Origin of the sequence: Pseudomonas sp. GM50 (assembly GCF_000282375.1) — a bacterium.
GTDB lineage: Bacteria > Pseudomonadota > Gammaproteobacteria > Pseudomonadales > Pseudomonadaceae > Aquipseudomonas.
Window position 1 is genome coordinate 1 of the sequence record NZ_AKJK01000087.1, and the last position, 26,776, is coordinate 26,776.

Here is a 26,776-nt window from a genome sequence, read left to right on the forward strand (position 1 = left end):
GTGACAGACAACATCGATGTTGGATGTACTGACCTCATCGCGAGCAGGCTCGCTCCCACATTGGATCTTCGCCAGGCGCTGTATTTGTGTACGACCTCAATTACCTGTAGGAGCGAGGCTTGCCCGCGAAGGCGGTGTGACAGACAACATCGATGTTGGATGTACTGACCTCATCGCGAGCAGGCTCGCTCCCACATTGGATCTTCGCCAGGCGCTGTATTTGTGTACGACCTCTTCCCCCTGTGGGAGCGAGCCTGCTCGCGATGGCATCTAGGCGGACGCCACTTTCTTCTCCTGCTGACGCAACCCCACCAGGTCTCGATAACCGGCACCCGGATGGCTATCCGGCAATCGCGCCCCTTCGCCAAACAACTTCTCGCGCAAGGTCCCCGGCGCATAGTCGGTCTTGTACGCCCCACGCTTCTGCAACTCCGGCACCAGCAACTCCACGGCGTCGATGAAGGTTTCGTGAGTCAGCGCATAAGCCAGGTTGAAACCGTCCACATCGGTCTCCTCGACCCACTCCTGCAGCAAGTCGGCGACGGTCTCGGGGCTGCCGACAAACAGCGGTCCGAAACCACCGATCCCGACCCAATCGGCCAGCTCGTTCGGCGTCCAGACCTTGTTCGGGTCCGCCGTGGAAAACGCCTCCACCGCCGATTGAATGGCATTGGTGTGCACGTGCTTGAGCGGTTCATCCGGTTTGAACTGGCTGAAGTCGATCCCGGTCCAGCCCGAGATCAACGCCATGGCGCCCTCATAACTGACCCAGGTTTTGTATTCTTCAAACTTGGCTTTGGCCTTGGCGTCGGTCTCGCCGAGGATCACCGTTTGCAGGTTGAAGATCAGGATTTTCGACGGATCACGCCCCGCCTCCGCCGCCCGGCGACGAATGTCGGCCACGGTTTTCTTCAGCAGCACTTTCGACGGCGCGGCGACAAACACGCATTCGGCATGTTCGGCGGCGAACTGCTTGCCGCGACTCGAGGCGCCGGCCTGATACAGCACAGGCGTGCGTTGCGGCGAGGGTTCACAGAGGTGAATCCCTGGCACCTGGAAGTGTTTGCCGACGTGCCGGATCTCGTGGATTTTGCTCGGGTCGCTGAAGATCCGCCGCTCGCGATCCCGCAGAATCGCGCCCTCTTCCCAGCTGCCTTCCCACAGCTTGTAGCAAACCTCCAGATACTCTTCGGCGAAGTCATAACGGGCGTCATGTTCGGTCTGGGCTTTCTGGCCGAGGTTCTTCGCACCGCTTTCCAGGTACGACGTAACAATGTTCCAACCGGCGCGGCCCTTGGTCAGGTGATCGAGGGTCGACAGGCGCCGGGCGAACGGGTACGGATGTTCGAAAGACAGCGACGCGGTCAGGCCGAAACCCAAGTGCTCGGTGACCAGCGCCATCGGCGGGATCAGTTGCAATGGATCATTGACCGGCACCTGCGCCGCCTGACGAATCGCCGCGTCACCGTTGCCGTTGTAGACGTCATAAATGCCCAGCACATCGGCGATGAACAAACCGTCGAACTTGCCGCGCTCAAGGATTTTCGCCAGATCGGTCCAGTACTCAAGATCCTTGTACTGCCAGGATCGATCACGCGGATGCGCCCACAAACCCGGCGACTGGTGGCCGACGCAGTTCATGTCAAAGGCGTTGAGACGAATTTCACGGGCCATCAAACGACACTCCGAACGCTTGGGGGATGGATGCCGTTGAGGCGGAAGTTGCCAATGAGATGGAGTTTCCAACGCAACGGATCATCCAGCGATCCAGGCAACGCGGTGCGTTGGCCGGTGAGTTCGAATTCGGCATTGCTGACGGCATTTAAAGCATCCGCGCTGGCCAGGCGCGACTCGGCGATGGCGACGCTGATTTCCGTGTCGTCATCAACGCTGTGCAGAAAGTCTTCGGCGCGTTCGAGCAGCGCGGCGGCGACTTCGATGCGGATGTGCAAGTCGCCAAAGCGGCTGATGACGTAAGGATCATCCGTGGCTTGGGTCTGCTGCCGGACGAAACGCAACGTCGCATCGAGCAAGCTGCGAGCGTTGTGCAGGTCGTGCTGAGGCTTGGCCAGGGGCTGTCCGGTAACAATCGGTTGGGTCAAGGCGTTCATGGGTTGCTCCTCAGTTCCAGGCGTGGCGCGCAGGCTTCACGCCGTTGAGCAGGTAGTTGCCGATCAAGTGATATTTCCAGCGCGCCGGGTCGTGCAAGGTGTGCGTCCGGGCGTTGCGCCAGTGGCGGTCGAGGTTGTACTTGCCGAGCACCGAGCGGGTGCCGGCCAGTTCGAAGAGTTTGCTGCTGGTGAGCAAGGCGATTTCGGCAGAGAGGACCTTGGCTTGGGCGACCACGACCGAGGCGTGAGCCACAGTATTTTCACTGGGCTTGAGCAACGCCTGGTCGATGGCCTGGCCGGCCTTTTTGAGGATGGCTTCGGTACCGTGGACCCGCCATTCCAGATCGCCGATCGCGGCGATGCTGAACGGGTCCTGCCAGCCGTGATCCTGCTGGCTGTCGATCCATGGCCGGGCTTCACGGGCGTAGCGCTTGGTTTCTTCCAGGGCACCGACGGCGATGCCGGTGTCCACGGCCGCCTGAATGATTTGCGAGATCGGGCCGTCGGCGGTGGGTTCGTCGAACGCCTTGTGGGCCGGGATCACCGCGCTCAAAGGCACGTTCACCGCCTCCAGAGTCACGCCGCCGCTGGCCGTGGTGCGCTGGCCGAAACCGTCCCAACTGTCGATAACGGTCAAACCGGGTGTGTCGCGCTCGATGAAGGCGATGAAAGCCTTGTTCTCTTCATCGACCGCCACCGCCGGCACAATGTGCGCGAACAAGGCGCCGGTGCAGTAGAACTTCTCGCCGTCGATTTGCGCAGAGTCTTTATCGAAGCGGATACGGGTTTCAAAAGCGCCGGCATTCTTGCTTTTCGATTCGGAGAAGGCGTTGCCGAAACGGTAGCCCTGCAGGACTTTGCCGAAGTAATAGCGCTTCTGCGCTTCAGTGGCGGTTTGCAGCAGGATGTCGAGCACGCCCAGATGGTTTTGCGGGATCTGGCCGAGGGACGGGTCCGCAGCGGAAATGATCTTGATTACTTCGGCGACTGTCACGTAGGACACGCCGGCACCGCCGTATTCCTTGGGAATGGTGATGCCCCATAAACCACTGGCGGAGAACTCGTCGAGTTCGGCAACCGGCAAACGTCGCTCGCGATCACGAGCGCTGGCCTCGATAGCGAAGCGTGCGGCGAGCTTGTGAGCGACGGCGATGGCCTCGGCGTCCGAGTGGATCACATGGGCGGTGCGAGGGGGTTGGGCTGAGGCTGTCATGGGCCGACTCCGGGATTCTGGTGAATGCCCCAGAGCTTTTGCAGGAGTCGTGCCTGAAACTAAATTTGTTTTATTTCAATAACTTAATTAACTATCCGAGAAACACTTGCAGCTTCAAAACAGCAAAGTGCTTATCCAGTGTTGGTCGGTAAACAGTCAGATCACCACATTACGCACAAACCGCGCCGCCACTTCCCCATCGTTGCGATAGGAATGCGGCTGATTACTGGCGAACATGAAGAACTCACCGGCAGCGATTTTCTGCGGCTGATCGCCGAGCATCAGAGTCAGGCAGCCTTCGAACACGTAGATCTGTTCGCTCCAACCCTCCGCATCCGGTTGCGACGGGTAAATTTCGCCCGGTTGCAGGCACCATTCCCATTGTTCCACTTCACGGGTGGCGGTGGCTTTTGACAGTAAAACGGCTTTGCTGCCGGGGATCGTTCCAGCCCAGGCCACTTCGTTGATGCGGCTGGGGTCGCGGGCATCCGGGGCCTGGATCAGGTCGCTGAAGGCGACGTCCAACGCTTCGGCCACGCGGTCGAGGGTGGTCAGGCTGACGTTTTTCTCACCGGCCTCGATGGCCACCAGCATGCGGCGACTGACCCCGGACTTTTCGGCCAGGGCGGTCTGGCTCATGTCGGCGGCGTGGCGCAGACGTCGGACGTTCTGGCTGACGTGCTGGAGGACCGAAGCCCGTTGGGTGGAATCTTTGTGCACTATATTGCTCACTGGGTGGTGTTGCGCAGTATACTGCCCAACTTCCGGCGCATTGTGCGTCTCCCTCAGGTAGCGCGCAAGGTCATGACGTCGATGAACTCCTCCCCTGCTTCCTCCCGCTTCTCACGGTTCAGCAAAGCTGAGTGCGTGTTGGTGCTGATCACCATGGTCTGGGGCGGGACCTTTTTGCTGGTGCAACATGCGATGACCGTCAGCGGGCCGATGTTTTTCGTCGGCCTGCGTTTTGCGGCGGCGGCGAGCATCGTGGCGCTGTTCTCCTGGCGTCATTTACGTGAACTGACCCTGTTCGAACTCAAGGCCGGGGCGTTTATCGGCGTGGCGATCATGCTCGGTTACGGCTTGCAGACCGTGGGTTTGCAGAGTATTCCCAGCAGTCAGTCGGCGTTTATCACCGCGCTGTATGTGCCGTTCGTGCCGTTGCTGCAATGGCTGGTGCTGGGGCGGCGGCCGGGGTTGATGCCGAGCATCGGGATCATGCTGGCCTTCACCGGGTTGATGTTGCTGTCGGGACCGGCCGGTGCGTCGTTCAATTTCAGCCCTGGTGAAATCGCCACATTGATCAGTGCCGTGGCGATTGCGGCGGAGATCATTCTGATCAGCACCTATGCCGGCCAGGTCGACGTACGCCGGGTGACGGTGGTGCAACTGGCGGTGACGTCGGTGCTGGCGTTTCTGATGGTGGTGCCGACTCAGGAAGTGATTCCGGGGTTCTCCTGGCTGCTGTTGTGCAGCGCATTGGGTCTGGGCGCGGCGAGTGCGGCGATTCAGGTGGCGATGAACTGGGCGCAGCAGAGTGTTTCGCCGACTCGGGCGACGTTGATCTATGCCGGTGAGCCGGTGTGGGCCGGGATTGTCGGGCGAATTGCCGGGGAGCGGTTGCCGGCAATTGCGTTGGTGGGCGCGGGGTTGATTGTCGCGGCGGTGATTGTCAGTGAGTTGAAGACCAAGGGTAAGGTTGCTTCGCCTGAAGAAGAGTTGGAGCAGGAAGCACAGGGTTAAGCCGCATTATCTGCGTTGCTTGATAGACAGCCATCGCGAGCAGGCTCGCTCCCACATTTGGAACGCATTACCCCTGTGGGAGCGAGCCTGCTCGCGATGGCGTCCGACGGGTTGACCTCCGTCCATTGAAACAACATGAATCCGGATTTTTCCGTCTATCTTGTAGGATTCTGCGACAGCTTGGCGTTTGGTGATCTGGGGGCTGGCACGTATGATGCTTCACAAACTTCCGCAGATTAGAAGCCTATGTCTCTGATAGTTCTACTGCTTCTGCCTTTTATCGGCAGCTGTCTGGCAGCCTTGCTGCCGCACAACGCGCGTAACACCGAATCGCTGTTGGCTGGCCTGGTTGCCCTTATCGGCACCGTCCAGGTCGCCCTCTTGTACCCGCAAATCGCCGATGGCGGCGTGATCCGCGAAGAGTTCTTCTGGCTGCCAAGCCTGGGCCTGAACTTCGTTCTGCGCATGGACGGTTTCGCCTGGCTGTTCTCGATGCTGGTGCTGGGCATCGGCACGCTGGTTTCGCTATACGCCCGCTACTACATGTCGCCGGACGATCCGGTGCCGCGTTTCTTCGCGTTTTTCCTGGCGTTCATGGGCGCCATGCTGGGGTTGGTGATCTCCGGCAACCTGATCCAGATCGTGTTTTTCTGGGAGCTGACCAGCCTCTTTTCATTCCTGTTGATCGGCTACTGGCACCACCGCGCCGATGCGCGACGTGGCGCCTACATGGCATTGATGGTCACCGGTGCCGGCGGCTTGTGTTTGCTGGCGGGGGTCATGCTGCTCGGGCATGTGGTGGGCAGCTATGACCTGGACAAGGTCCTGGCCGCCGGCGAGCTGATTCGCGCACATGCCCTCTACCCTATTCTGCTTCCCCTGATCCTGATCGGCGCCCTGAGCAAAAGCGCGCAATTCCCCTTCCACTTCTGGCTGCCCCACGCCATGGCGGCGCCGACACCGGTTTCGGCGTATCTGCACTCTGCGACCATGGTCAAGGCCGGGGTGTTTCTTCTCGCACGCCTGTGGCCGTCGCTGTCCGGCAGTGAAGAATGGTTCTACATCGTCAGCGGGGCTGGCGCCTGTACGTTGTTGCTCGGCGCTTACTGCGCGATGTTCCAGAACGACCTCAAGGGCCTGCTGGCCTACTCGACCATCAGCCACCTGGGCCTGATCACTTTGCTGCTGGGCCTGAACAGTCCGCTGGCCGCCGTAGCCGCGGTGTTCCACATTCTCAACCACGCCACGTTCAAGGCCTCGCTGTTCATGGCCGCCGGGATCATCGACCACGAAAGCGGCACCCGGGATATTCGCAAACTCAGCGGCCTGATCAAACTGATCCCGTTCACCGCCACCCTGGCCATGGTCGCCAGTGCCTCCATGGCCGGCGTGCCACTGCTCAACGGTTTCCTGTCCAAAGAGATGTTCTTCGCCGAAACGGTGTTCATCAACGCGACGGCCTGGATCGAGATGACCCTGCCGATCGTCGCGACCATCGCCGGGACGTTCAGCGTGGCCTATTCCCTGCGTTTCACCGTCGACGTGTTTTTCGGCCCGACCGCCACCGACCTGCCGCACACCCCGCACGAGCCGCCACGCTGGATGCGCGCGCCGGTGGAGTTGCTGGTGTTCACCTGTCTGGTGGTGGGGATCTTCCCCGCTCAAGTGGTCGGCCCGTTGCTCGCGGCGGCGGCATTGCCGGTGGTGGGCGGCACGCTGCCCGAGTACAGCCTGGCGATCTGGCACGGCTGGAACGCACCGATGATCATGAGTCTGATCGCCATGTCCTGCGGCATCATCCTCTATCTGCTGCTGCGCAATCAGCTCAAGCGCGGGCGCTTCATGCACCCGCCGGTGATCAGCCACTTCAACGGCAAGCGCCTGTTCGAGCGCAGCCTGGTGATCATGATGCGCCTGGCCCGTCGTCTGGAGCGGCGGGTCAGCACCCGGCGCCTGCAAACCCAACTGTTTCTGGTGGTGCTCGCCGCGGTGCTGGCGGGGTTGATCCCGATGCTGCACAGCAGCCTGAGCTGGGGCGACCGACCGAAGATTCCGGGCTCGATCGTGTTCGTGATCCTCTGGCTGCTGGCGATTGCCTGTGCCCTTGGCGCGGCGTGGCAAGCCAAGTATCACCGGCTCGCGGCCCTGACCATGGTCAGCGTCTGCGGCCTGATGACCTGCGTGACCTTCGTCTGGTTCTCGGCGCCGGATCTGGCGCTGACGCAACTGGCGGTGGAAGTGGTGACCACGGTGCTGATCCTCCTCGGCCTGCGCTGGTTGCCGCGACGGATCGAAGAGGTCTCGCCATTGCCGAGCAGCCTGCGCAAGGCACGCATCCGCCGTATCCGCGACTTGCTGCTGTCGATCGCGGTCGGTGGCGGCATGGCGTTGCTGTCCTACGCGATGCTGACCCGCCAGACGCCCAACCACATTTCCTCGTTCTACCTCAGTCGCGCCCTGCCCGAAGGCGGCGGCAGCAACGTGGTCAACGTGATGCTGGTGGACTTCCGTGGCTTCGACACCCTCGGCGAAATCACCGTGCTGGTGGCGGTGGCCCTGGCCGTGTTCGCCCTGCTGCGACGCTTTCGTCCACCGAAAGAAAGCCTGCAACTGCCGGCCCAACAGCGCTTGCTGGCGCCCGACGTGGTCACCGACCTGGTCAACCCGCGTCATGCCAGCGACACCGCGCTCGGTTTCATGATGGTGCCTGCTGTGCTGGTTCGTCTGCTGCTGCCGATTGCGTTTGTGGTGTCGGTCTACCTGTTCATGCGCGGGCACAATCAACCGGGTGGCGGTTTCGTCGCCGGTCTGGTGATGTCGGTGGCGTTCATCCTGCAATACATGGTCGCCGGCACCCAGTGGGTCGAGGCGCAAATGAGCCTGCGACCGCTGCGCTGGATGGGCACCGGGCTGTTGTTCGCCACGGTCACCGGGCTTGGGGCGATGGCCGCAGGGTATCCATTCCTCACCACCCACACCTGGCATTTCACATTGCCGCTGCTGGGCGAGATTCACATCGCCAGCGCGCTGTTCTTCGACATCGGTGTGTACGCCGTGGTGGTCGGCTCGACGCTGTTGATCCTGACCGCCCTCGCCCACCAATCGGTACGCGGTCATAAAACCAGCGCGCAACCCAAGCCCATGGCCAAAGCGGCTGCCACGCAAGGAGCCATCTGATGGAAGAAGTCATCGCAATCGCCATCGGTGTGCTGGCCGCGTCCGGCGTGTGGCTGTTGCTGCGGCCACGGACGTTCCAGGTGGTCATGGGCCTGTGCCTGCTGTCCTACGGCGTCAACCTGTTCATCTTCAGCATGGGCAGCCTGTTCATCGGCAAGGAGCCAAACATCAAGGATGGCGTGCCGCAGGATTTGCTGCACTACACCGACCCGTTGCCGCAAGCGTTGGTGCTGACCGCGATCGTCATCAGCTTCGCCATGACCGCGTTGTTCCTGGTGGTGCTGCTCGCCTCCCGGGGCCTGACCGGTACCGACCATGTGGATGGCCGGGAGCCTAAAGAATGAATCCGATGGCGCACCTGATCGCAGCCCCCATTCTGCTACCGCTGCTGACCGCCGCGGTGATGCTGATGCTGGGCGAGAAACACCGCCCGTTAAAGGCCAAAATCAATCTGCTCTCCAGCCTTCTGGGGCTGGGCATTGCCGTGATGCTGCTGCAATGGACGCAAACCACCGGCGTGCCCGGCTCCATCGGCGTGTATCTGCCGGGCAATTGGCAGGTGCCGTTCGGTATTGTGCTGGTGGTCGATCGCCTGTCGGCGCTGATGCTGGTGCTGACCGGGATCATCGGCGTCAGCGCCCTGCTGTTCGCCATGGCGCGCTGGGACGGCGCCGGTTCGAGTTTCCACGCGCTGTTCCAGATTCAGTTGATGGGCCTGTACGGCGCCTTCCTGACGGCGGACCTGTTCAACCTGTTCGTGTTTTTCGAAGTGCTGCTGGCCGCCTCTTACGGGCTGATGCTGCACGGTTCGGGCAGGGCGCGGGTGTCGTCGGGTCTGCATTACATCTCGATCAACCTGCTGGCCTCGTCACTGTTCCTGATTGGCGCGGCGCTGATCTACGGCGTCACCGGCACTTTGAACATGGCCGACCTGGCGCTGAAAATCCCGCTGGTGCCGGAAGCCGATCGCGGCTTGCTGCACGCCGGCGCGGCGATTCTGGCGGTGGCGTTCCTGGCCAAGGCCGGTATGTGGCCGCTGAACTTCTGGCTGGTGCCGGCCTACTCCGCGGCCAGTGCTCCGGTGGCGGCGATGTTCGCGATCATGACCAAGGTCGGCGTCTACACCTTGCTGCGTTTGTGGACGCTGCTGTTCTCCGGGCAGGCCGGGGCATCCGCATATTTTGGTGGCGACTGGCTGATCTACGGCGGCATGGCGACCATCGTTTGCGCCGCCGTGGCGATCCTCGCCGCGCAACGCCTTGAACGCATGGCCAGCCTGAGCATTCTGGTGTCGGCAGGCATTCTGTTGTCGGCCATCGGTTTCGCCCAGCCGAACCTGATCGGCGCGGCGCTGTTCTATCTGGTCAGCTCGACCCTGGCCTTGAGCGCGCTGTTCCTGCTGGCCGAGTTGATCGAGCGCTCGCGTTCGGCCAACGAAATACCGCTGTTCGACGACGGCGAGCTGCTGCCACGGCCCCTCGAATCCTTGCAGCCGCCCAAAGGCTTCAACCTCGATGACGAACAGAAAGCCGTGGTCGGACAAGTGATTCCCTGGACCATGGCGTTCCTCGGTCTGAGCTTCATCGCCTGCGCCCTGCTGATCATCGGCATGCCGCCGCTTTCAGGGTTTATCGGCAAACTCAGTCTGCTCAGCGCCCTGCTCAATCCGCTGGGTCTGGGTAATGGCAGCGACGAACCGATATCGAATGGCGCGTGGGCTCTGCTCGCCCTGTTGATCTTGTCCGGGTTGGCCTCGTTGATCGCTTTCTCGCGTTTGGGCATCCAGCGTTTCTGGACCCCGCAAGAGCGGCCGTCACCCTTGCTGCGGCGCCTGGAATGCGTGCCAATCATCGTCCTGCTGGGGCTGAGCATTGCGCTGACGTTCAAGGCCGAACCGCTGCTGCGCTACACCCAAGCGGCGGCCGATGCATTGAACAACCCGCAGCAATACGTGATGGCGGTGCTCGAAACCCGTGTAATTCCAGGCCCGCAAGCCAAGACAGCGCTGCTGGAGGTGCAACCATGAAGCGTCTGTTTCCTGCACCGTGGCTGTCGTTGGCGTTGTGGCTGCTGTGGCTGGTGTTGAACCTGTCGATGAGCCCCGGCAATCTACTGCTGGGCGCCATGCTGGGGTTCTGCGCGCCGTTGATGATGCGCAAGCTGCGGCCGCTGCCGATCCGCATTCGTCGGCCTGGGGTGATCCTGCGTTTGTTCTTGCTGGTCGGGCGCGACGTGATCGTGTCCAACCTCGCCGTGGCCTGGGGCGTGCTCAACGCAGGCCGTCGTGCGCCTCGCTCGCAGTTCATCAAGGTGCCGCTGGATTTGCGCGATGCCAACGGCCTGGCGGCGCTGTCGATGATCTGTACGGTGGTCCCCGGCACGGTCTGGTCGGAATTGGCGCTCGATCGCAGCATTCTGTTGCTGCACGTCTTCGATCTGGATGACGAAAGCCAATTCATCCAGCACTTCAAGACGACCTACGAGCGCCCCTTGATGGAGATCTTCGAATGAGCGCATTGCTGTCGAACGCGATCCTGCTGAGCCTGTTCATCTTTTCGATGGCGATGATTCTGACCCTGATCCGGCTGTTCAAGGGCCCGTCGGCCCAGGATCGGGTTCTGGCCCTGGATTACCTGTACATCATCGCCATGCTGATGATGCTCGCGCTGGGCATTCGTTATGCCAGTGACACTTACTTCGAGGCGGCGCTGCTGATCGCCCTGTTCGGCTTCGTCGGCTCGTTTGCCCTGGCCAAATTCCTGCTGCGTGGCGAGGTGATCGAATGAGGCCTGAACTGTCTTTGTGGGTGGAAATAGCAGTGGCGATTCTGCTGGTGCTGAGCAGCCTGTTTACGCTGATCGGTGCGGTCGGGTTGTTGCGGATGAAGGATTATTTCCAGCGCATGCACCCGCCGGCGCTGGCCTCGACCTTGGGCGCGTGGTGCGTGGCATTGGCTTCGATCATTTACTTTTCGGCGCTCAACTCGGCGCCGGTGCTGCATGCCTGGCTGATCCCGATTCTGTTGTCGATCACCGTGCCGGTGACCACGCTGCTGCTGGCCCGGGCGGCACTGTTTCGCAAGCGCATGGCGGGGGATGATGTGCCGGCTGAGGTGAGTAGTCGGCGCACCGAAAGCGGGAGTTGAATCCATAGGTTTGCGTTGAATTGCAGGACCTCTTCGCGGGCAAGCTTCGCTCCTACAGGTTATGCGCAGACCTTGTAGGAGCGAGGCTTGCCCGCGAAGCTTTTCAGATCCAGGCCACTGCCAGCAATCCAGCCCCCAACACCACACACAACGGCGAATACGCCCACGTATCCAGCCGGGCAAACCTCGAGCCCTTCTCCTGCTTGAAAAACCCCACCAAATTCGAATCGCCAATCGCCCGGGCGAACATCAGCATCGCGATCGCGCTGATCACCCATTGCAGCGACCAGTGATGCACCGTGGGCAGATACAGCCCGACCCGCAGGCACACCAGCATCGCGATCAGCAGTAAACCCACCGCCACCAGCAACGTGGCAAAGCCCGACGGCTTGAACGCAGGCCTTGATGCCTCACCGCCCTCCCCCGGCACGCGCGGCACCGCCGCCTCGCTGCCCCACTTGCCACCTACTGCCCAATACAGGTGGACCAGGCTGATCAATAAAAAGATTGCAGCAATCCATTGCGCGACCAATAGGCTCATATTCAGACATCCAGTGTGAAATGTCGCAGCAGGATGAACTTCCTTGCGCGTTTTTGTAAGGGTATTCGTCATTGACGCAATTCCCCTTGTGGGAGCGGGCTTGCTCGCGAAGACGGCGGCACATCCAACCTGGAGGTGACTGACAAACCGCTTTCGCGAGCAAGCCCGCTCCCACACTGGATTCGCGTCGGCCAGAAATACCGGGATCAATCCAGTCCTCTGCCCCCTCTATTTCAGGGCGGCAGAAACTTTGTCCGCCACATCCTTCGGCACCCAGGCCCGCCACACGTCCGGGTGCGCCTTCATGAACGCCTCCGCCGCTTGACGTGGCGGGGTGTGTTTTTCGCTCATGTCAGCCAGGGCCATGTTCAACGCTTCGATCGGTAAATCGACCTTGGTGAAGAACTCGGCAATCTGCGGGTACTGTTTCTGAAATGGCGTGGACACGCCGATGGACAGCCTCGAGGGCAGCGAGCGAGTCGGTTTCGGATTGGGGTTGTCGGCGTCGGTCAGGGTTTTCCAGGCTTCGGCGTCGAACGGTGGCTCTTGCAACTGAATCAGCTTGAAGCGACCGAGCAACGGTGTCGGCGACCAGTAATAGAACAGGACCGGCTTGCCGCGACGAATCGACGAACTGATCTCGGCGTCCAGTGCCGCCCCCGAACCACTGCGAAAGTTCACGTAGCTGTCGTCCAGCCCATACGCCTTGAGCTTCTGCTTGTTGACCACTTCCGACGTCCAGCCGATCGGGCTGTTGAGAAAACGCCCCTTGCCCGGGGTTTCCGGGTCTTTGAACACGTCCTTGTAGCGTGGCAGATCGCTGACACTGCGCAGGCCCGGCGCCAGCGGCTTGATGCCCTTGGCCGGATCGCCCTTGATCACATACTCCGGCACCCACCAGCCCTCGGTGGCGCCTTTGACCGTGTCGCCCAGGCTCGCAACTTTGCCCTCGGCCTCAGCCTTGACCCAGACCGGGCTGCGACCGGCCCATTCTTCGCCAATGACCTGAATGTCATTGTTGGCCAATGCGGTCTCCAGGGTAATGGTCGTCCCCGGTAAGGTGTCGGTCGGCAAGCCGTAGCCCTTCTCGACGATGATCCGCAGGATATCGGTGATCAGGCTGCCGCTTTCCCAGTTCAGGTCGGCGAAATGGATCGGCGCCTGGGCAGCGAACACCGGAACGGGTGAAGCCAATAAACCGAACGTGGCCAGGGTAGCGGCCAGTAACCGTCGAAATCCCTTCATGCTTTTGCACCTCGTGCTGTTCACAGCAATAGCAGGATGGCCTGACAAAGAAGACCGCAAGCCTCTGGATACTCAGTCAATTGACTGTAGTAGAGGTTCCTGCTTTCGAGGGGACTGGATTACTTTTCGCAAGGTTCCTGCAAGCGCGCAAGCTCTCTTCTGACCATGCTGGCGTACGCCGCCGGACGCAACAGGTAGATCTGTGACGCCACCCAATTCAGCCAGCCCCCCTGCAGAACGGCCTTTTGAGCCAACAGACGCTGCGCCTCGGCGTGGGCACTGGCCTGGTTCTGTTCGTGGAAATCGGCGCGGGTCAGGGTCATTACTCGCTGGCCTTGAAGGTCACCAGTTCGCCCTTGCGCCACTTGGCGGCCTTGGCGGTCACGGCTTTCAGGGTTTTGGTCAGGCCTTCCTGCAATTGTTGATGGGCCGCAAACACCATCACCACGCTATGACCTTCCTTGAACACAATGCCGTGGCCATCGGCGGTGGTCACGAACGCGTAATCCCCCAGCCCGTACACCGTCAGCTTGATTTCGCGGAACTTGATGTCCAGCTTGCCGCCTTCGCGACTGGGCAATACGGAGGCGCTGAAATGATCGCCGACCTTGAGTTTAAGCCCTGGTTTGTCATCCACCACCAGCGCTGATTCAGTGTCGAGCTCGGCAATGTAGATGCCTTCAGCGTTCTGTTCGGTGATGTAGACGAAACGTGACTGGAACTGTTTAACCAGCTTTGCGCGCAAATCACCCAGTACGAACAAAGCATGCATATCGAGATTACTTACTGCCAAGGAAACATCCCCACATCTGAAAATGACGCCGTACGCGGGAAACGCGCACAGCAGAAAAAAGCGGCAATGCCGAGGTGTAGCCAAATGACCCGGGTCGAATCCTGGAATGAGCAGAGGGCCCATTCATCGCGAGGTTTGAGAAGATTACTGGAACATCCCTCACGTCGTCTTGCCTGGCGGTCGTCAGATGTTGAAGGAAAACGCCCTTCTGACGGCCAGATAAAACCGGATTACCAACTTTAGGGAAAATTCTCTTTAAAAAAAGCACTTTTCCGACATATCGCCAGTAAAAAATTGCTTTAGATGGGCACCAATCGCCAACCATTGATGGCGATTCTAGAGCAGCCATGCTCACCGAGACTACCCATAACAACGTACACACGTCGGTAAAACCACGAAAAGGACTTCATATGTGCACACTGACTCACTTTGCCCAGGCTCATACTCGGCACACAAACGGCTCGTCACCTCTGCATTCGATGGTGCTTTGCCAGCAAGACTTCCTGCCCGAAGAGCGTCTGCTTCCACGTTTTCAGGTGGTATTGGCCGGAAACGCCTTTTTTCACATCAGGGAAATATCCACCGGACGTGTAAGAGGTTTCCGCGGCAATCATAACGAAGCCTGCGCCCTTGCCCGTTCACTCGAGGCACGCAGCTGAGGCACCTGCCGCTTTCACTTCTATAGACGTTTCGTCATGCCGGCGACTTAACTCAGCCGCCGGCAGGCAACTACTGCCATACTGCCCGACCAATGAAACCCGTCCACAGGGCGGACGGCGTTCAACACAACAACTATTTCCAAGGGAAGACTGCTACGTGACGGAATTTGATATCGGTGAATTTTTTATCCGGGGCGAAGCCAGAGAGGTCGAAGGCGAATTCCAGGCGGTCATTATCATGCGCGCCAAACCGCCGTTGACCACTGTGACATATCACCAGGTCGAAAAGGATCGCTGGTTCAAGACCGCGGATGTCGCGGCCGTCGCCGCCCAGGAAGCCGCGAAAGCCCTGAAGCTTGCCGTCGATGATGGGGCATTGAAAGCCTGAGATCGGAGGGGGGGAAGAGAGAGGTTTGCGGCGTGCCACCCTTGCACAGATAGCACGCCTTCATTCGATAACCGGTCAGATCAGTTTGCGCTTGACCGCTTCATCCAGCGTGTTTTGGGTCAGGTGCTTGAGCACCGCGTCCCCACGTTCATTGAACGGCAAGCCGACAACCAGCAAAATCTGCATCCAGGTACGCGTGCTCTCCTGTTTGACGATTTTGCCCAACACGTTGCCTTCACGATCCTTGAACACCGTTTCCAGCGTGAAGGTGTTGCTGAACGTTGTCGGAATCACGAAGAACGTGAAGCCGGTCAGCCAGGCACTCGCGACATTCCCCTGCTCGTTGTTAGTCAAAGTACTCGTCACGTACAGGTTCGAGTCGACCTTGTCCGTGGTCACGCTTTTGAACTGCCCGGACTCCTTGAAGGTTTCCAGCATGTGCTGTTCCACCAGCGCCGGATTGCCGACGCCACCCGACAGTTCGCCGTTGAATTGCTGCTGGGTGGTCACGTGCAGATAAGCGCTGGGCTTGTCCTGCCGGGCCTGCGCTGGCGGCCATTCGCCCACCGGCGCCAATTCATGCTGGGAATAAGAAATGCAGCCTGTCAGGGTGCTGCTGATCAACAGCAGCAAAGTCAGAAGGTATTTATTCATGGGCAGCCAGTTCCTTTGAAGGTGTACGCAACTGAGGGGTGGCACTGGCCAGCAATTGAGCGATCAGGGCACGCAACTGGGAACCGCCCAGACGCGGATTGAGATAGTCGGCGTTCCACATGCCGACATTTTTGTCGAGCTTGACTTGCTCGACCGATCTGGCCAGTTGCTTACCTTGACGGTCTTCGATGATCAGCTCGCCCGCGAGGTCATACTTATCGACATAAATCGGCCCATCGACCCAGATCCAGATAGTCAACGTCACCAGCGCGCCAGGGATGTACGCCGGATGCATGGTGCGTTTGCCTGCCAGTGAGGTCAGGTTGAATTTGAGCACCACGTCGTCTTCGCCCACCTTGGCCGGGAACGCCACAATGCGCTTGAAGTAGTCGCTCTTATCGACATAGGCGCTGACCTGCTCGGTCAGTTGCCGGCTGCCGTTGACACGCACCTTGTCGTCCAGGTCCGGGGCAGAAATCACCACGTCGCGGATCTCGGCACTACGATCGAGGGTGGACGGTGCGGGGCTCAAGGGCTCGCCAATGGGCCCCAGCGGCGTGAAAGACACACAACCAGTCAACGACAGGCCTAGTGCGATAGCCATCAGATAAACAAGACGCTTCACTGCTTACATCCTTTTCATGCGGGATCGGGGGCGGGTCGGCTCGAAAGACATCGCGCAAGGAATGGGCAGATCAGCACCGCAAGGCGCTAAACCGGAACAACGACATCCCTGTACGGATTCTTTGAATGACAGCTTGGTGACGCCAAAAAAATGCGATGGCATCGTAAGCGCTGAAACAACAACAGGCAATAGCCTAGTGCCATCATTGGTGGCGAAATCGCAGAAAGCTGCTAAACCCTATCGAACTCTTGAATCCCGCAAGGAGACAAAGATGGATTCCCCCACACATGATTTGAAAGGCTTGTTCGACCAGCTCGGTCTGGACTCCAGCGAGAAGGCCATCGACGATTTCATCGCCTGTCATTCGCCCTTGGCCGATGACAAGAAGCTCATCGATGCCGAATTCTGGACCCCGCAACAAGCCGGCTTCCTCAAGGAACAACTGCGTGAAGACGCCGACTGGGCCCATGTGGTCGACGACCTGAACCTGCGCATGCACCAGATCCACTAGCCAGATTCACTCTGTAGGAGCGAGGCTTGCCCGCGAAGGCGGTGTGCCATTCAACACTGATGCCGACTGACACACCGCCTTCGCGGGCAAGCCTCGCTCCTACAGGTAATGCTGTTCACTTAAGCTCAGCGAGATTTTTGCGGTTTGTAACCCAACCGCAAACCACCCCAATGCCGGCCCTTGAGCATGATCGGCACCGACAGGTCATGCATCAGTTCACCTGTATCGCGGGTGTAGGTCTGCAACAACACGGGTTGCTGATGGCTGCCACAGCGAATCCCGGTGCGGTCGGCGAATTTGCGCTTGGTGCGGTTTTGCAGGGTATCGACCTGCACATCACCGGTCAGCGGCTGACTGAACACGGTGTTGTGGGTCGGCACATAACCCTGCTGCGTGCAGGCGATGGCAAATACCAGGCCCTCATGACGCGGCAACAACGGCTCTTGAATCGCCGGCAATACCTGATCGGTGTAACGGTCGAAGCGGGTCTGGTATTTGGCCGGGCTGGTGTTGGGGATCGCCTGGTAATTGCGATCAAACAGGTCATCGAGGCTGATCCGGCCCTGATCGATATCCGCTTCGAAGCGTGCCGCAATCTGACTCGCCCCTTCGCGGGCCAGGTCATAAATCCGCTGGTGATAGTCATCCAGTCCGACTTCGGCCAGGCGTTCGCTGATGGTTTCGGCCTGCCCCTCCATCTGCACCGCAGCCTGGGCGAGCCGCTGAGTCTGCTGGTCGCTGATCGCCAGATCGCTGCGCATCTGTTCGATGGCGTGGAACAGACTGTCGAGTTGTTCGCGGTTGGTGTCTGCGCCCTGAGCGATTTCCCCGACCTGCCTTTCGACGCCGGCGGCCAGGCGCGCGATGTTTTCCAGGTGCTGCCCGGTGTGCTCGACTTGCGCAACACCGGTATTCAGATCGCTCGCCAGTTGACGAATCTGTTCCACCACTTGCGCGGTGCGCTGCTGAATGTCGGCGACCATCTCCCCGACTTCACCGGTTGCCGTCGCCGTGCGCGCGGCCAGCCCGCGAACCTCATCGGCCACCACCGCAAAGCCGCGACCGTGCTCGCCGGCCCGCGCCGCTTCGATGGCCGCGTTCAGCGCCAACAAATTGGTCTGGCTGGCGATGGACTGGATCACCAGCGTGACCCGCTGGATATCGTCGCTGCGCAGGCTCAGGGCTTCGATCAGTTCGCGGCTGCTGCTGGCACGCTGACTGAGTTGATGCATACGCGCAATGGACTCGACCAGTTCCGTACGCCCTGCCGCGCTGCTCTGATGAGCTTCACTGGCTGCGCTCAAGGCTTCCCGACTGAGTTTCGACGTAGCGTGTTCGGTGGTGATCATCACTTCAGCGCTGCTGACTATCTGCGCCGCGGCGTTGAGTTGCGATTGCAGTTTGTCTGCCAGTTGCTTGACCGAATAGGCCACGCCGGCGGCCGACAAGGCGTTATGACTGGTAGTGTAGGAGAGATCGCGAGTCAATCCGGCGATGGCGCTGGAGCTGTCCGCAGCAGTCGCCTCGGGGAGAGTGCGCGAGCGCAGGCGCGGCAGCCAGATAATCAGCACGGCCAATGGCAGGCCAAGGTAAAGCGACCAACCAGCCAATGCCATGCCGCACAGCAATAGCATCAGGGCGATGCTTTGCAGGGTCGGCGTCAGCCAAAGGTTTTTCGGCAAAAGTACTGGTGCAGGCATTGCCTCAACCAGAGATCCGTCCCTCGTCATCTTCGTCACCCCACGCGTCTTCTAGTTGTTGTGATCGCATTAAACGCCACTACAAAGCCATTATCTATGGTCCGTTAGTAGTGGGGGGTTGAAGCAGATCAATAGACGTGCGTGAAATTTTTTTGGACGACAAAAAGCTTCGCGGGCAAGCCTCGCTCCTACAGATCATATCCGTAGGAGCGAGGCTTGCCCGCGATGGGGGCGCTACTGAATCAGGCCTGACGCTGGTGCTTGTCGATCTGTTCGTGACGCTCTTGAGCTTCGATGCAGTACTTGGTGGTCGGGCTGATCAGCAGGCGTTTCAGGCCGATGGCCTCGCCGCTGTCATCGCACCAGCCGAAGCTGTCTTCCTTGATGCGTTCCAGGGCTTGTTCCAACTGAGGCAGCATGCGCTGGTCGCGATCGATCGCGTTCACCAGCCAGGTGCGCTCTTCTTCGACGGAAGCCGCGTCAGCCGGATCGGCCGGGGTGTCCAGGCTCTCGATGGCGATGCGATTCTGCTCGATGCGCTCATGGGTTTCGACTTTCATGTTCTGCAACAGCTCGGAGAAAAAAGCATGTTGCTCGGCATTCATGTAGTCATCCGCCGGCATGGCCAGCAACTTGTCCTTTGTCATTGATATCTCTATAAAAAAACGTGCATTAAGGCGAATTAGGGAGCGATCCGTTGAACCTGAAGCGGTCATTGGAAAGGCGCCGTTTATTCCAAGCGCCACCCGGCACTCAATTTACGAGGGGCGGCAGTCTAAGGCCGACTTGAGGCCTCAGCAACTGAAAAGACAGCAAATCTGTCCGACAAAGTCCTGAAAATGCTCTATGGCAGGCTTTGAGGCGGTTATCGGAGTGCGTTTATAGCAAGAAATTCAGTCGAGCGGCTGTATATAGAAGACAAACGGCTGCGCCACGCGGGTCAGGCGTGGCGCATTTTCGCGTTTCGTCCGGCTTCAGCGCTTGAGTTTGCGCTTGTTGCGGTACTGGTCGATGACCACCGCCACCACAATAATCAGCCCCTTGATAATGTCTTGAATATAAGCATCAACACCGACAAAGGTAAAGCCGCTGGCCATGACCCCGAGGATCAACGCGCCGATCACGGTGCCGGTGATCCGCCCTACGCCACCGGCCAGGCTAGTGCCGCCGATGACCGCCGCGGCAATAGCATCCAGTTCATAAGACATGCCCATCCCGGCCTGCCCGGTCGCGGCCCGTGCCGACGCCACCACCCCGGCCAGGCCTGCAAGCAACCCGGCGATGCTGTAGACGATCACCAGATGCCGCTTGACGTTGATCCCGGAGGTGCGCGCCGCCTGCATGTTGCCGCCGATGGCGTAGGTGTACTTGCCGTACTTGGTATAGCGCAGGGCGATGTGAAAGATCACCGCCACCACCAGAAAGATGATCACCGGCATCGCGCCGTGTCCGATGGCCGTGTAGGAATCCGAGAGCATGCTCACCGGCTGACCTTCGGTGTAGTAGCGCGCCAGGCCACGGGCCGAGACCATCATGCCGAGGGTGGCAATGAATGGCGGAATCCCGGTGATCGCAATGATGCTGCCGTTGATCGCCCCCGCCAGCAATCCCACCCCGAGCCCGACGATTACTGGAATCCACACCGGCAAGTCAGTCAGGGATGGAAACACCGCCCGGGCAAAGTCCGAGGTCTGGGCCAGGCTGGCGGCAATCATCGCCGACAGCGCCAGCACCGAACCGGAGGACAGGTCGATACCGGTGGTGATGATGACCTGGGTCACCCCGATCGCCAGCAGGCCGATGATCGACACTTGCAGGATCATCAGCACCAGACGCTGAGAGTTCATCAGGAAGCTCTGGTCCCGCACGATCCAGCCGAACATTTCGAAGACCAGGCCGATGCCGATCAGCACCAGGAAGATACTCAACTCGGTCGGAAAGCGCCGGCGACTCTTGACCGGTGCCACTGCAGGCTTGTTTTCCAGTATCGCGTTCATAACCACTCACCCTTCTATTGCGTCGCGACGGCGGCCATGGCCACCGCCAGCATCCATTAGTGAACCGCGGACATGCCCGAGGCCAGTTGCATCACCCGTTCCTGGGTCGCTTCGCTGCGGTCGAGGGTGCCCATCAGGTCGCCCTCGTGCATGACCATGACCCGGTCGCTCATGCCCAGCACTTCCGGCAGTTCCGAGGAAATCATGATCACCGCCATGCCTTCGCTGGCGAGGTAGGAAATAAGCCGGTAGATCTCGGCCTTGGCGCCGACATCGATGCCCCGGGTCGGCTCGTCGAGAATCAGGATGCGCGGATTGGTCATCAGCCAGCGCGCCAGCAAGGCCTTCTGCTGATTACCGCCGGACAGCGTGTCGATGCATTGCTCCAGCGAAGGGGTTTTCACCCGCAGCTTCTTGCACATGTCTTCACACAACGCCCGCAGGGCTTTCTGCTGGATGAAGCCGTTGCCGACGTAATGGGGCAAGACTGCCATTTCCATGTTTTCCAGCACCGACAGGCACGGGAACAGGCCGCTGAGCTTGCGATCTTCGGTCAACAGCGCGAAGCCCTTCTCGATCGCCATGTGCGGATCGCTGATGCGCACCACCTCGCCGTCGAGGCGGATTTCGCCACCGTCACTTGGGGTGATGCCGAAAATCGCTTCGGCGACATTGGTCCGCCCCGACCCCATCAACCCGGCGATGCCAAGGATCTCGCCGGCATGCAGGTCGAAGGAGACGTCCTTGAAAATGCCGTCCAGCTTGAGGTCGCGTACCGACAGCAACAGATCGCCGATCGGCTTCTCGCGCACCGGGAACAACTGGCTCAGCTCGCGGCCGACCATCATTGAAATCAGGCTGTCGCCGTCCATGCTGTCGGCCCGCTGCAAGCCGATGTAGGCGCCGTCACGGAACACCGCCACTTCATCGGCGATGCTGAACACTTCGTTCATTTTGTGGGTGATGTAGATGATGCCTTTGCCCTGGCTCTTGAGGTCGGCAATGATCGAGAACAGATGGGCAACTTCCTTATCAGTGATGGCCGAGGTCGGCTCGTCCATGATCAGGACGTCGGAATCGTAGGACACAGCCTTGGCAATCTCGACCATCTGCCGTTCGGCGATGCTCAGGTTGCCCACCAGCTCTTCCGGGTCGAGGTTGATCCGCAGACGCTCCAGCAGTTTGGCGGTGCAACGGTGCATCTCGCGATGGTCGATCATGTGCAGGCCGTTGAGCTGTTCGCGGCCGATCCAGATGTTCTCGGCGATGCTCATGTACGGCATCAGGTTGAGTTCCTGGTGGATCATCGCGATCCCGGCCTGGAGCGCAGCCAGTGGTGTTTCAAAGACCACCGGTTTGCCCCGCAGGCGCAACTCGCCGGCGTCCGGCTGGTAGATGCCGGCAATGATTTTCATCAGGGTGGATTTGCCGGCGCCGTTCTCGCCCATCAGCGCCAGCACGGAACCGGGACGTACCCGCAGCTGTACGTCGGACAAGGCCACCACACCGGGAAACCCCTTGCTGACGTTGATGATCTCCAGCAGGTACGGCTCATCGACAGGTGTTGCAGTTGGCTGGACACCCATTAACGGGGTGCTCGAAGCAGTCGCTGAAGCGAACATGATCAGGTACTCCATCAGCAAGGTCGCGTTGCAACCTTGCGTGCTTATTGTTGTTATCGAACGGACGGACTATTTGAAGGTGTCGACGTTTTGCAGCGTGATCAGGCGATACGGCACCCACACGGCCGGCTCGACCGGTTCGTTCTTGGCCATTTTCACCGCCGTGTCGATCGAACCGTCCGCCTGACCCTTGGCGTCCTGGAACACCGAGACCAGCAGAGAGCCCTTCTTCACCGCGTTCAAACCGTCGGGCGTACCGTCGACACCGGCGATCAGCACACTGCCTTTGGCGACGCCAGCCTGTTGCAGGGCCATTGCCGCGCCAATCGCCATCTCGTCGTTGTTGGAGACCACCGCGTCGAATTTGCGGCCCTGGGTCAGCCAGTCGTTGACCAGGGTCATGCCCTTGTCCCGTGACCAGATGCCGGACTGCTCTTGCTCGATCTTGATGTTCGGGTACTTGGTCAGCACCTCTTTTACGCCCTTGGTGCGGTTGGTGGTGGAGTTGTTGGCCAAATCACCGAGCAGAATCACGATGTCGCCCTTGCCGCCCATTTTTTCGGCCAGGTACTGCATCTGCATCTGGCCGGCCTCCAGATCGTTGGAGGCGACAGTGACCACGCCTTTGGGCAGGTTCAGGTCATCGGGACGACGATTGACGTACACCAGCGGAATACCGGCCTTGACCGCCGCTTCAGTGATTTTTTTGGTGGCGGCGGTATCCACCGGGTTGACCACAATGGCGTCGACTTTCTGGCTGATGAAGCTTTCTACCTGGCTCAACTGCCTGACCACGTCGCTACGGGCGTCTTCGAACTGCAGCTTGACGCCATCGGGATAGGACTTGGCTTTGGTGTCCATGGATTCGCGCAGGTAGGTCAGCCAGGTGTCATCGAACTGCGACATGCTGACGCCGATCTTCATGTCAGCGAGTGCGGCGCCGCTGGCGAACATCAGGGACAAGGCCAGCGAGGCGAAACGGATCTTGGTCTTCATGAAAAGTCTTTCTCCACATTCTTGTTGGTTTTATGGATAAGGGGTGACGATTTCAGTGAACGGGCAAGCGGACAATCGGTGCACCCGGAATACAGCAGACCAGGGCGCCGTTGCGTTCGACGCAAAGCAAGCGAAAGAAGGAATGAAACGAGACGCGAGGCAGGTCGCGAGAGAGGTGCAGCGCGGAACGTAAAGCATGCAAAGCAGAGTTGAAGGTTTTCATCGACGGTACCTGGCTTTTGTTTCTTGTTTTTGGTGCGTCCTTCACCCGTTCAAGGCCTGCTTGAGCGTGATCGGACGTTGATAGTCGGCAACCTGGAAATGACTTTATTGGAAAATAATTTCTATATCAACTCATTTTAGAATTTTATTCTGATTTTATTCCATGACTGTCGAACGGGCTCAGTGCCACCACTTGATGTCGCTCGAAGCTGAGCCGCGCAGCGTCTAGCACGCGGGTGGTCGCCAGTGCATCACGGGCCTCGACCGGCAGTGGGCCACCGCTCTGTAACGCGGTTTGTAGCTGCAAATAGAACTGATTCCAGCAGCCACGCTCGGACGGCACCCGCTCACGCACCTCGCCCTGCTCGAACCAGCCCCAGCGCCGGTGCTCTTCGACACCCCAGCGCTCGCCTTCGGATTTCGGCGTGAGCCCGGCGAGAGTCGACGCCTCTTGCCCGTCCAGACCGTCGACGCTGTAGCAGCCCTGGGTGCCGGTCACGCGAAAGCGCGGGCCGGGGGTGTTTTGCAGGCAACTGCCGCCCAGGTGCGAGATCACGCCGTTGGCATGGGTCAGGGACATAAAGAAGCCGTTGTCGAATGCCTGGCCTTTTTCGAGGTAATCCAGTTCGGCGTACACCTGGGTGACGGGGCCGAACAAGAGTAGCGCCTGATCCACCAGATGGCTGCCCAGATCGCGCAGAAAACCGCCGCCGCTGCCGTTGTTCACCGACTGCGGCGAATAGCGCTCGATCCGCGATTCGAAACGGGTGACCTGGCCCAGCGCACCGGACTCGATGAGTTTGCGCACGGTGAGAAAGTCCGAGTCCCAGCGCCGGTTCTGGTAGACGCTCAGTTGCACGCCCTGACGCTCGGCCATGGTGATCAGGGTTTGCGCCTGTTGCGCATCAGCAGCGAACGGCTTGTCGCTGACCACCGCCACACCGTGTTCGATGGCGTCGAGCACCAGCGCCGGGCGCCCCTTGAGCGGTGTGGAGATCACCAGCACATCGACCCCGGCTTCGACCAGTTGGCCGATGCTGTCGAAGGCCGGCACACCGGGATGTTCCGCCGCCAGCAGTTGTCGGCGATCGGCGGAACGGGTGACCACGCCCACGAAGGTCGCCGCCGGCAAACTGCTGATCAGCGGAGCATGAAAAAACCGGCCGCCATGGCCGTAACCGACTAGTCCGATACGCATGAAAGTATTCTCCTTATAGAACGCAGCCCCTGTGGGAGCGGGCTTGTGTGGCGAGGGGGCTTGCCCCCGTTCGACTGCGAAGCAGTCGTAAAACCAGTCACTGCTTTCTAAATTCAAGATCGCGGTGATTGGTTTTAGGGGTGCTTCGCGCCCCAACGGGGGCAAGCCCCCTCGCCACACAAGCCCGCTCCCACAGGTTTTGTGTATGCCGGGGTTATTGGCAGAGTTCGCGGGTCACGCGTTCGAGCATCATGCGGTTGGACTCATCCGGCCGGTCTTCCCAGGCGAATACCGAGACGGTCGCGATGCCGTCGAACTTGATCTCGCGCAAAGTGCCAAAAAACGCTTCCCAGTCGACCTCGCCCTGGCCGATGTCCAGATGCTGGTGCACGGTGGCGGTGACGCCCGGCGGGTTGACGATGTAGCGCAAGCCCGAGGACGCCTTGTGGTTGTAGGTGTCGGCGATGATCAGGTGGCTCAGCTTTGAGCCGGCGTACTTGAGCATCGAGGCGATGTCACCGACACCGTCGTCATAGAAAAACGTGTGCGGCGCGGCATAGAGATAGTTGATCCAGTCCCGGTCCAGACCGCGAATGATGTCTACCGACTCGTTATTGCGCTCGCAGAAATCGTAAGGATGGGCCTGGATATCGAGCTTGATGCCTTCGCGTTCGAACTCGGGGATCAGTTCGTCCATGGAGCGCATGAACTGGTTTTCGCACACCAGCGGGTTGTCCGACTGGCCGGTGAACTCGGTGTTGACCAGTTCGCAGTCCATCTCCACGGCAATCTGGATCGCGCGCTTCCAGTTACGCACGGCGGCCACACGCAAACCTTCATCGGCGGCAGCCCAGTGGTACATCGGTAACAAGGAAGAGAGTTTGACCCCAGTGTCGCTCAAGGCTTTGCGAAATTCCTTGATCCGCGCCTTATCGACCCGTGGGGCTTTATAGAACGGCAAGAAGTCTTCCCGGGGCGACAGTTCGATGTGTTCGTAACCGAGCTCGGCGACCTTGTCGACCATCTTGCCCAGGGACAGGTTGCGGTACATGTAGGGATCAAGTGCGATGCGCATGTTTTTTGTTCTCCTTAACCAGAATCGACACCATCCCCTGTAGGAGCGAGGCTTGCCCGCGAAGAGGCCCTCAAGATCGCTAAAAGCTTCGCGGGCAAGCCTCGCTCCTACAGGGGGACGGGGTTAGCCGTAGAAACGGGGGCGGTCTGGCAGGCCGACTTTTACGATCTGGCCGCTGTTCTGTGCTTCGATGCAGGCATCCGCCGCCACCGCTGCCGCAAAACCATCCCATGCCGACGGCCCGCCGACCTGCCCGGCCCGCACGCCATCGATAAACGCCTGCAATTCGACGTCGTACGCGGCGATGAACCGGTCCTTCCAGTCCATCAAAATTGCATTGGACAGCTTCGCCCCGCTGCGCAATTGAACCTGCGACGGTTCCGGCAGTTTGGCGATACCGGTCTCCCCCACCACTTCGCACTGGATGTCGTAGCCGTACTGGCAGTTGACGAACACTTCCACATCGATGCGCGTGCCCTTGGCGGTTTCCAGCAGCACGATCTGCGGGTCTTTCAAATGGGCGTGGGCCTTGCTGGTCTTGCGCGGGAACACCACTTGCACCGACACATAATCGTCATCGAGCAACCAACGCAACACGTCCAGCTCATGAATCAGCGTGTCGGTGATCGCCATGTCGGTCTTGTAGTTTTCACCCACGGTCGGGTTGCGGTGGGCGCAATGCAGCATCAACGGCTCGCCGATCTGGCCGCTGTCGATCACTGCTTTCAACGCCCGATAACCTTCATCGTACGGGCGCATGAAACCGACCTGCACCAGCCGCTTGCCGTGGGCCACTTCGGCCTCGACGATCTTGCGGCAGCCTTCGGCAGTAACCGCCAGCGGTTTCTCGCAGAACACCGGTTTGCCGGCGGCAATCGCTGCCAGTACAAATTCTTCGTGGCTCGGGCCCCAGGAGGTCACGAGGATCGCTTCGACTTCCGGCGCCTTGATCAGCGCATGACCGTCGGGATAGACCTCGGCAGTCAGTTTCAGATCGGAAACGACCTTGGCCGCTTGCTGCAGATTGATATCGGTGACCGCGACGACCTGGCTGTTGAGCAAGGTCTGGCTGCAACGACGGATGTGATCCTGGCCGATGGCCCCGGTGCCGATGACGCCAATGCGCAACGAATTTGAAAGCGAAGACATATAAACACTCCTGTT

General features: G+C 59.9%; 29 protein-coding genes. 10 read left to right on the top strand and 19 right to left on the bottom strand.

Going from position 1 to position 26,776, the window contains the following annotated elements; genetic code table 11:
• Positions 1-270: 270 nt before the first annotated feature.
• From PMI30_RS08730 to PMI30_RS08715, 4 genes are all read right to left on the bottom strand, one after another.
• On the bottom strand, positions 271-1,674 hold the full coding sequence (locus PMI30_RS08730; RefSeq protein ID WP_008012092.1) for an LLM class flavin-dependent oxidoreductase: 1,404 nt from the start codon (positions 1,672-1,674) through the stop codon (positions 271-273).
• A complete protein-coding gene (locus tag PMI30_RS08725; protein ID WP_008012094.1) occupies positions 1,674-2,111 on the bottom strand; it encodes an acyl-CoA dehydrogenase in 438 nt (145 codons plus the stop codon). Before PMI30_RS08725 ends, PMI30_RS08730 begins: the two co-directional genes overlap by 1 nt.
• Before the next feature lie 10 nt (positions 2,112-2,121).
• Positions 2,122-3,324 carry an SfnB family sulfur acquisition oxidoreductase gene (locus PMI30_RS08720; RefSeq protein WP_008012096.1) on the bottom strand — a complete coding sequence of 401 codons (1,203 nt, stop codon included), beginning with the start codon at positions 3,322-3,324 and terminating at the stop codon, positions 2,122-2,124.
• 156 nt (positions 3,325-3,480) lie between these two features.
• Entirely contained in the window at positions 3,481-4,044 is a 564-nt protein-coding gene (locus PMI30_RS08715) for a helix-turn-helix domain-containing protein (protein ID WP_008012097.1), read from the bottom strand.
• Between PMI30_RS08715 and PMI30_RS08710 the strand changes: the two genes are divergently transcribed.
• The 7 genes from PMI30_RS08710 to PMI30_RS08680 all read left to right on the top strand — a co-directional run bounded on the left by PMI30_RS08710 (position 4,039) and on the right by PMI30_RS08680 (position 11,386).
• Positions 4,039-5,064, top strand: a complete 1,026-nt coding sequence (locus PMI30_RS08710) for a DMT family transporter (RefSeq protein ID WP_032835788.1) — start codon at positions 4,039-4,041, stop codon at positions 5,062-5,064. The genes PMI30_RS08715 and PMI30_RS08710 overlap by 6 nt on opposite strands.
• Positions 5,065-5,310: 246 nt before the next feature.
• Positions 5,311-8,241 carry a monovalent cation/H+ antiporter subunit A gene (locus PMI30_RS08705; protein ID WP_008012100.1) on the top strand — a complete coding sequence of 977 codons (2,931 nt, stop codon included), beginning with the start codon at positions 5,311-5,313 and terminating at the stop codon, positions 8,239-8,241.
• Positions 8,241-8,585, top strand: coding sequence for a Na+/H+ antiporter subunit C (locus PMI30_RS08700; RefSeq protein WP_007895429.1), 345 nt, complete (start codon positions 8,241-8,243; stop codon positions 8,583-8,585). Before PMI30_RS08705 ends, PMI30_RS08700 begins: the two co-directional genes overlap by 1 nt.
• A complete protein-coding gene (locus tag PMI30_RS08695; protein WP_008012103.1) occupies positions 8,582-10,267 on the top strand; it encodes a monovalent cation/H+ antiporter subunit D in 1,686 nt (561 codons plus the stop codon). The genes PMI30_RS08700 and PMI30_RS08695 overlap by 4 nt, the downstream gene beginning before the upstream one ends.
• The gene (locus tag PMI30_RS08690) at positions 10,264-10,752 is read left to right on the top strand and encodes a Na+/H+ antiporter subunit E (protein WP_008012105.1); all 489 of its coding nucleotides are present in this window, start codon (positions 10,264-10,266) and stop codon (positions 10,750-10,752) included. The genes PMI30_RS08695 and PMI30_RS08690 overlap by 4 nt, the downstream gene beginning before the upstream one ends.
• A complete protein-coding gene (locus PMI30_RS08685; RefSeq protein WP_008012107.1) occupies positions 10,749-11,027 on the top strand; it encodes a K+/H+ antiporter subunit F in 279 nt (92 codons plus the stop codon). Before PMI30_RS08690 ends, PMI30_RS08685 begins: the two co-directional genes overlap by 4 nt.
• Positions 11,024-11,386, top strand: a complete 363-nt coding sequence (locus tag PMI30_RS08680; protein WP_008012109.1) for a Na+/H+ antiporter subunit G — start codon at positions 11,024-11,026, stop codon at positions 11,384-11,386. Before PMI30_RS08685 ends, PMI30_RS08680 begins: the two co-directional genes overlap by 4 nt.
• Positions 11,387-11,489: 103 nt before the next feature.
• On the opposite strand, the gene PMI30_RS08675 is transcribed toward PMI30_RS08680, so the two are convergent.
• The 4 genes from PMI30_RS08675 to PMI30_RS08660 form a co-directional block, all read right to left on the bottom strand.
• Complete coding sequence (locus PMI30_RS08675) at positions 11,490-11,927, bottom strand: DUF3995 domain-containing protein (protein WP_008012111.1); 438 nt, start codon at positions 11,925-11,927, stop codon at positions 11,490-11,492.
• A 228-nt stretch (positions 11,928-12,155) separates the two neighbouring features.
• On the bottom strand, positions 12,156-13,172 hold the full coding sequence (locus tag PMI30_RS08670; RefSeq protein ID WP_008012112.1) for an ABC transporter substrate-binding protein: 1,017 nt from the start codon (positions 13,170-13,172) through the stop codon (positions 12,156-12,158).
• Between the two features lie 119 nt (positions 13,173-13,291).
• Positions 13,292-13,495 carry a hypothetical protein gene (locus PMI30_RS08665; RefSeq protein ID WP_008012114.1) on the bottom strand — a complete coding sequence of 68 codons (204 nt, stop codon included), beginning with the start codon at positions 13,493-13,495 and terminating at the stop codon, positions 13,292-13,294.
• Positions 13,495-13,965 carry a hypothetical protein gene (locus tag PMI30_RS08660; protein WP_007907879.1) on the bottom strand — a complete coding sequence of 157 codons (471 nt, stop codon included), beginning with the start codon at positions 13,963-13,965 and terminating at the stop codon, positions 13,495-13,497. Before PMI30_RS08660 ends, PMI30_RS08665 begins: the two co-directional genes overlap by 1 nt.
• A 410-nt stretch (positions 13,966-14,375) precedes the next feature.
• Between PMI30_RS08660 and PMI30_RS31760 the strand changes: the two genes are divergently transcribed.
• A complete protein-coding gene (locus PMI30_RS31760; RefSeq protein WP_008012115.1) occupies positions 14,376-14,624 on the top strand; it encodes a hypothetical protein in 249 nt (82 codons plus the stop codon).
• Between the two features lie 157 nt (positions 14,625-14,781).
• A complete protein-coding gene (locus PMI30_RS08655; RefSeq protein ID WP_008012117.1) occupies positions 14,782-15,012 on the top strand; it encodes a hypothetical protein in 231 nt (76 codons plus the stop codon).
• Positions 15,013-15,087: 75 nt separating this feature from the next.
• On the opposite strand, the gene PMI30_RS08650 is transcribed toward PMI30_RS08655, so the two are convergent.
• Both PMI30_RS08650 and PMI30_RS08645 read right to left on the bottom strand, forming a co-directional pair.
• Positions 15,088-15,666 carry a hypothetical protein gene (locus PMI30_RS08650; RefSeq protein WP_008012119.1) on the bottom strand — a complete coding sequence of 193 codons (579 nt, stop codon included), beginning with the start codon at positions 15,664-15,666 and terminating at the stop codon, positions 15,088-15,090.
• Complete coding sequence (locus PMI30_RS08645; protein WP_008012120.1) at positions 15,659-16,291, bottom strand: hypothetical protein; 633 nt, start codon at positions 16,289-16,291, stop codon at positions 15,659-15,661. Before PMI30_RS08645 ends, PMI30_RS08650 begins: the two co-directional genes overlap by 8 nt.
• Positions 16,292-16,562: 271 nt before the next feature.
• Between PMI30_RS08645 and PMI30_RS08640 the strand changes: the two genes are divergently transcribed.
• Positions 16,563-16,802 carry a DUF2789 domain-containing protein gene (locus tag PMI30_RS08640; RefSeq protein WP_008012122.1) on the top strand — a complete coding sequence of 80 codons (240 nt, stop codon included), beginning with the start codon at positions 16,563-16,565 and terminating at the stop codon, positions 16,800-16,802.
• Between the two features lie 125 nt (positions 16,803-16,927).
• Here the strand turns inward: PMI30_RS08640 and PMI30_RS08635 are convergent, their stop codons facing one another.
• The 9 genes from PMI30_RS08635 to PMI30_RS08600 all read right to left on the bottom strand — a co-directional run bounded on the left by PMI30_RS08635 (position 16,928) and on the right by PMI30_RS08600 (position 26,761).
• Positions 16,928-18,532 carry a methyl-accepting chemotaxis protein gene (locus PMI30_RS08635; RefSeq protein WP_032835790.1) on the bottom strand — a complete coding sequence of 535 codons (1,605 nt, stop codon included), beginning with the start codon at positions 18,530-18,532 and terminating at the stop codon, positions 16,928-16,930.
• 212 nt (positions 18,533-18,744) lie between these two features.
• Positions 18,745-19,149 carry a TraR/DksA family transcriptional regulator gene (locus PMI30_RS08630; protein ID WP_007907888.1) on the bottom strand — a complete coding sequence of 135 codons (405 nt, stop codon included), beginning with the start codon at positions 19,147-19,149 and terminating at the stop codon, positions 18,745-18,747.
• 327 nt (positions 19,150-19,476) lie between these two features.
• A complete protein-coding gene (locus tag PMI30_RS08625) occupies positions 19,477-20,499 on the bottom strand; it encodes an ABC transporter permease (RefSeq protein WP_008012126.1) in 1,023 nt (340 codons plus the stop codon).
• A gap of 56 nt (positions 20,500-20,555) precedes the next feature.
• Positions 20,556-22,121, bottom strand: coding sequence for a sugar ABC transporter ATP-binding protein (locus PMI30_RS08620; protein ID WP_008012128.1), 1,566 nt, complete (start codon positions 22,119-22,121; stop codon positions 20,556-20,558).
• 69 nt (positions 22,122-22,190) lie between these two features.
• Positions 22,191-23,117 (bottom strand): sugar ABC transporter substrate-binding protein, encoded by a 927-nt coding sequence (locus PMI30_RS08615; RefSeq protein ID WP_007907891.1) that lies wholly within the window; start codon positions 23,115-23,117, stop codon positions 22,191-22,193.
• Positions 23,118-23,169: 52 nt separating this feature from the next.
• Positions 23,170-23,340, bottom strand: a complete 171-nt coding sequence (locus PMI30_RS31540) for a hypothetical protein (protein ID WP_007907892.1) — start codon at positions 23,338-23,340, stop codon at positions 23,170-23,172.
• A gap of 144 nt (positions 23,341-23,484) precedes the next feature.
• Positions 23,485-24,537 carry a Gfo/Idh/MocA family protein gene (locus PMI30_RS08610; RefSeq protein ID WP_008012130.1) on the bottom strand — a complete coding sequence of 351 codons (1,053 nt, stop codon included), beginning with the start codon at positions 24,535-24,537 and terminating at the stop codon, positions 23,485-23,487.
• Between the two features lie 214 nt (positions 24,538-24,751).
• A complete protein-coding gene (locus PMI30_RS08605) occupies positions 24,752-25,612 on the bottom strand; it encodes a sugar phosphate isomerase/epimerase family protein (RefSeq protein ID WP_007939382.1) in 861 nt (286 codons plus the stop codon).
• Between the two features lie 123 nt (positions 25,613-25,735).
• Positions 25,736-26,761: a Gfo/Idh/MocA family protein gene (locus PMI30_RS08600; protein WP_008012132.1), complete on the bottom strand. Its 1,026-nt coding sequence runs from the start codon at positions 26,759-26,761 to the stop codon at positions 25,736-25,738.
• Positions 26,762-26,776: the final 15 nt, after the last annotated feature.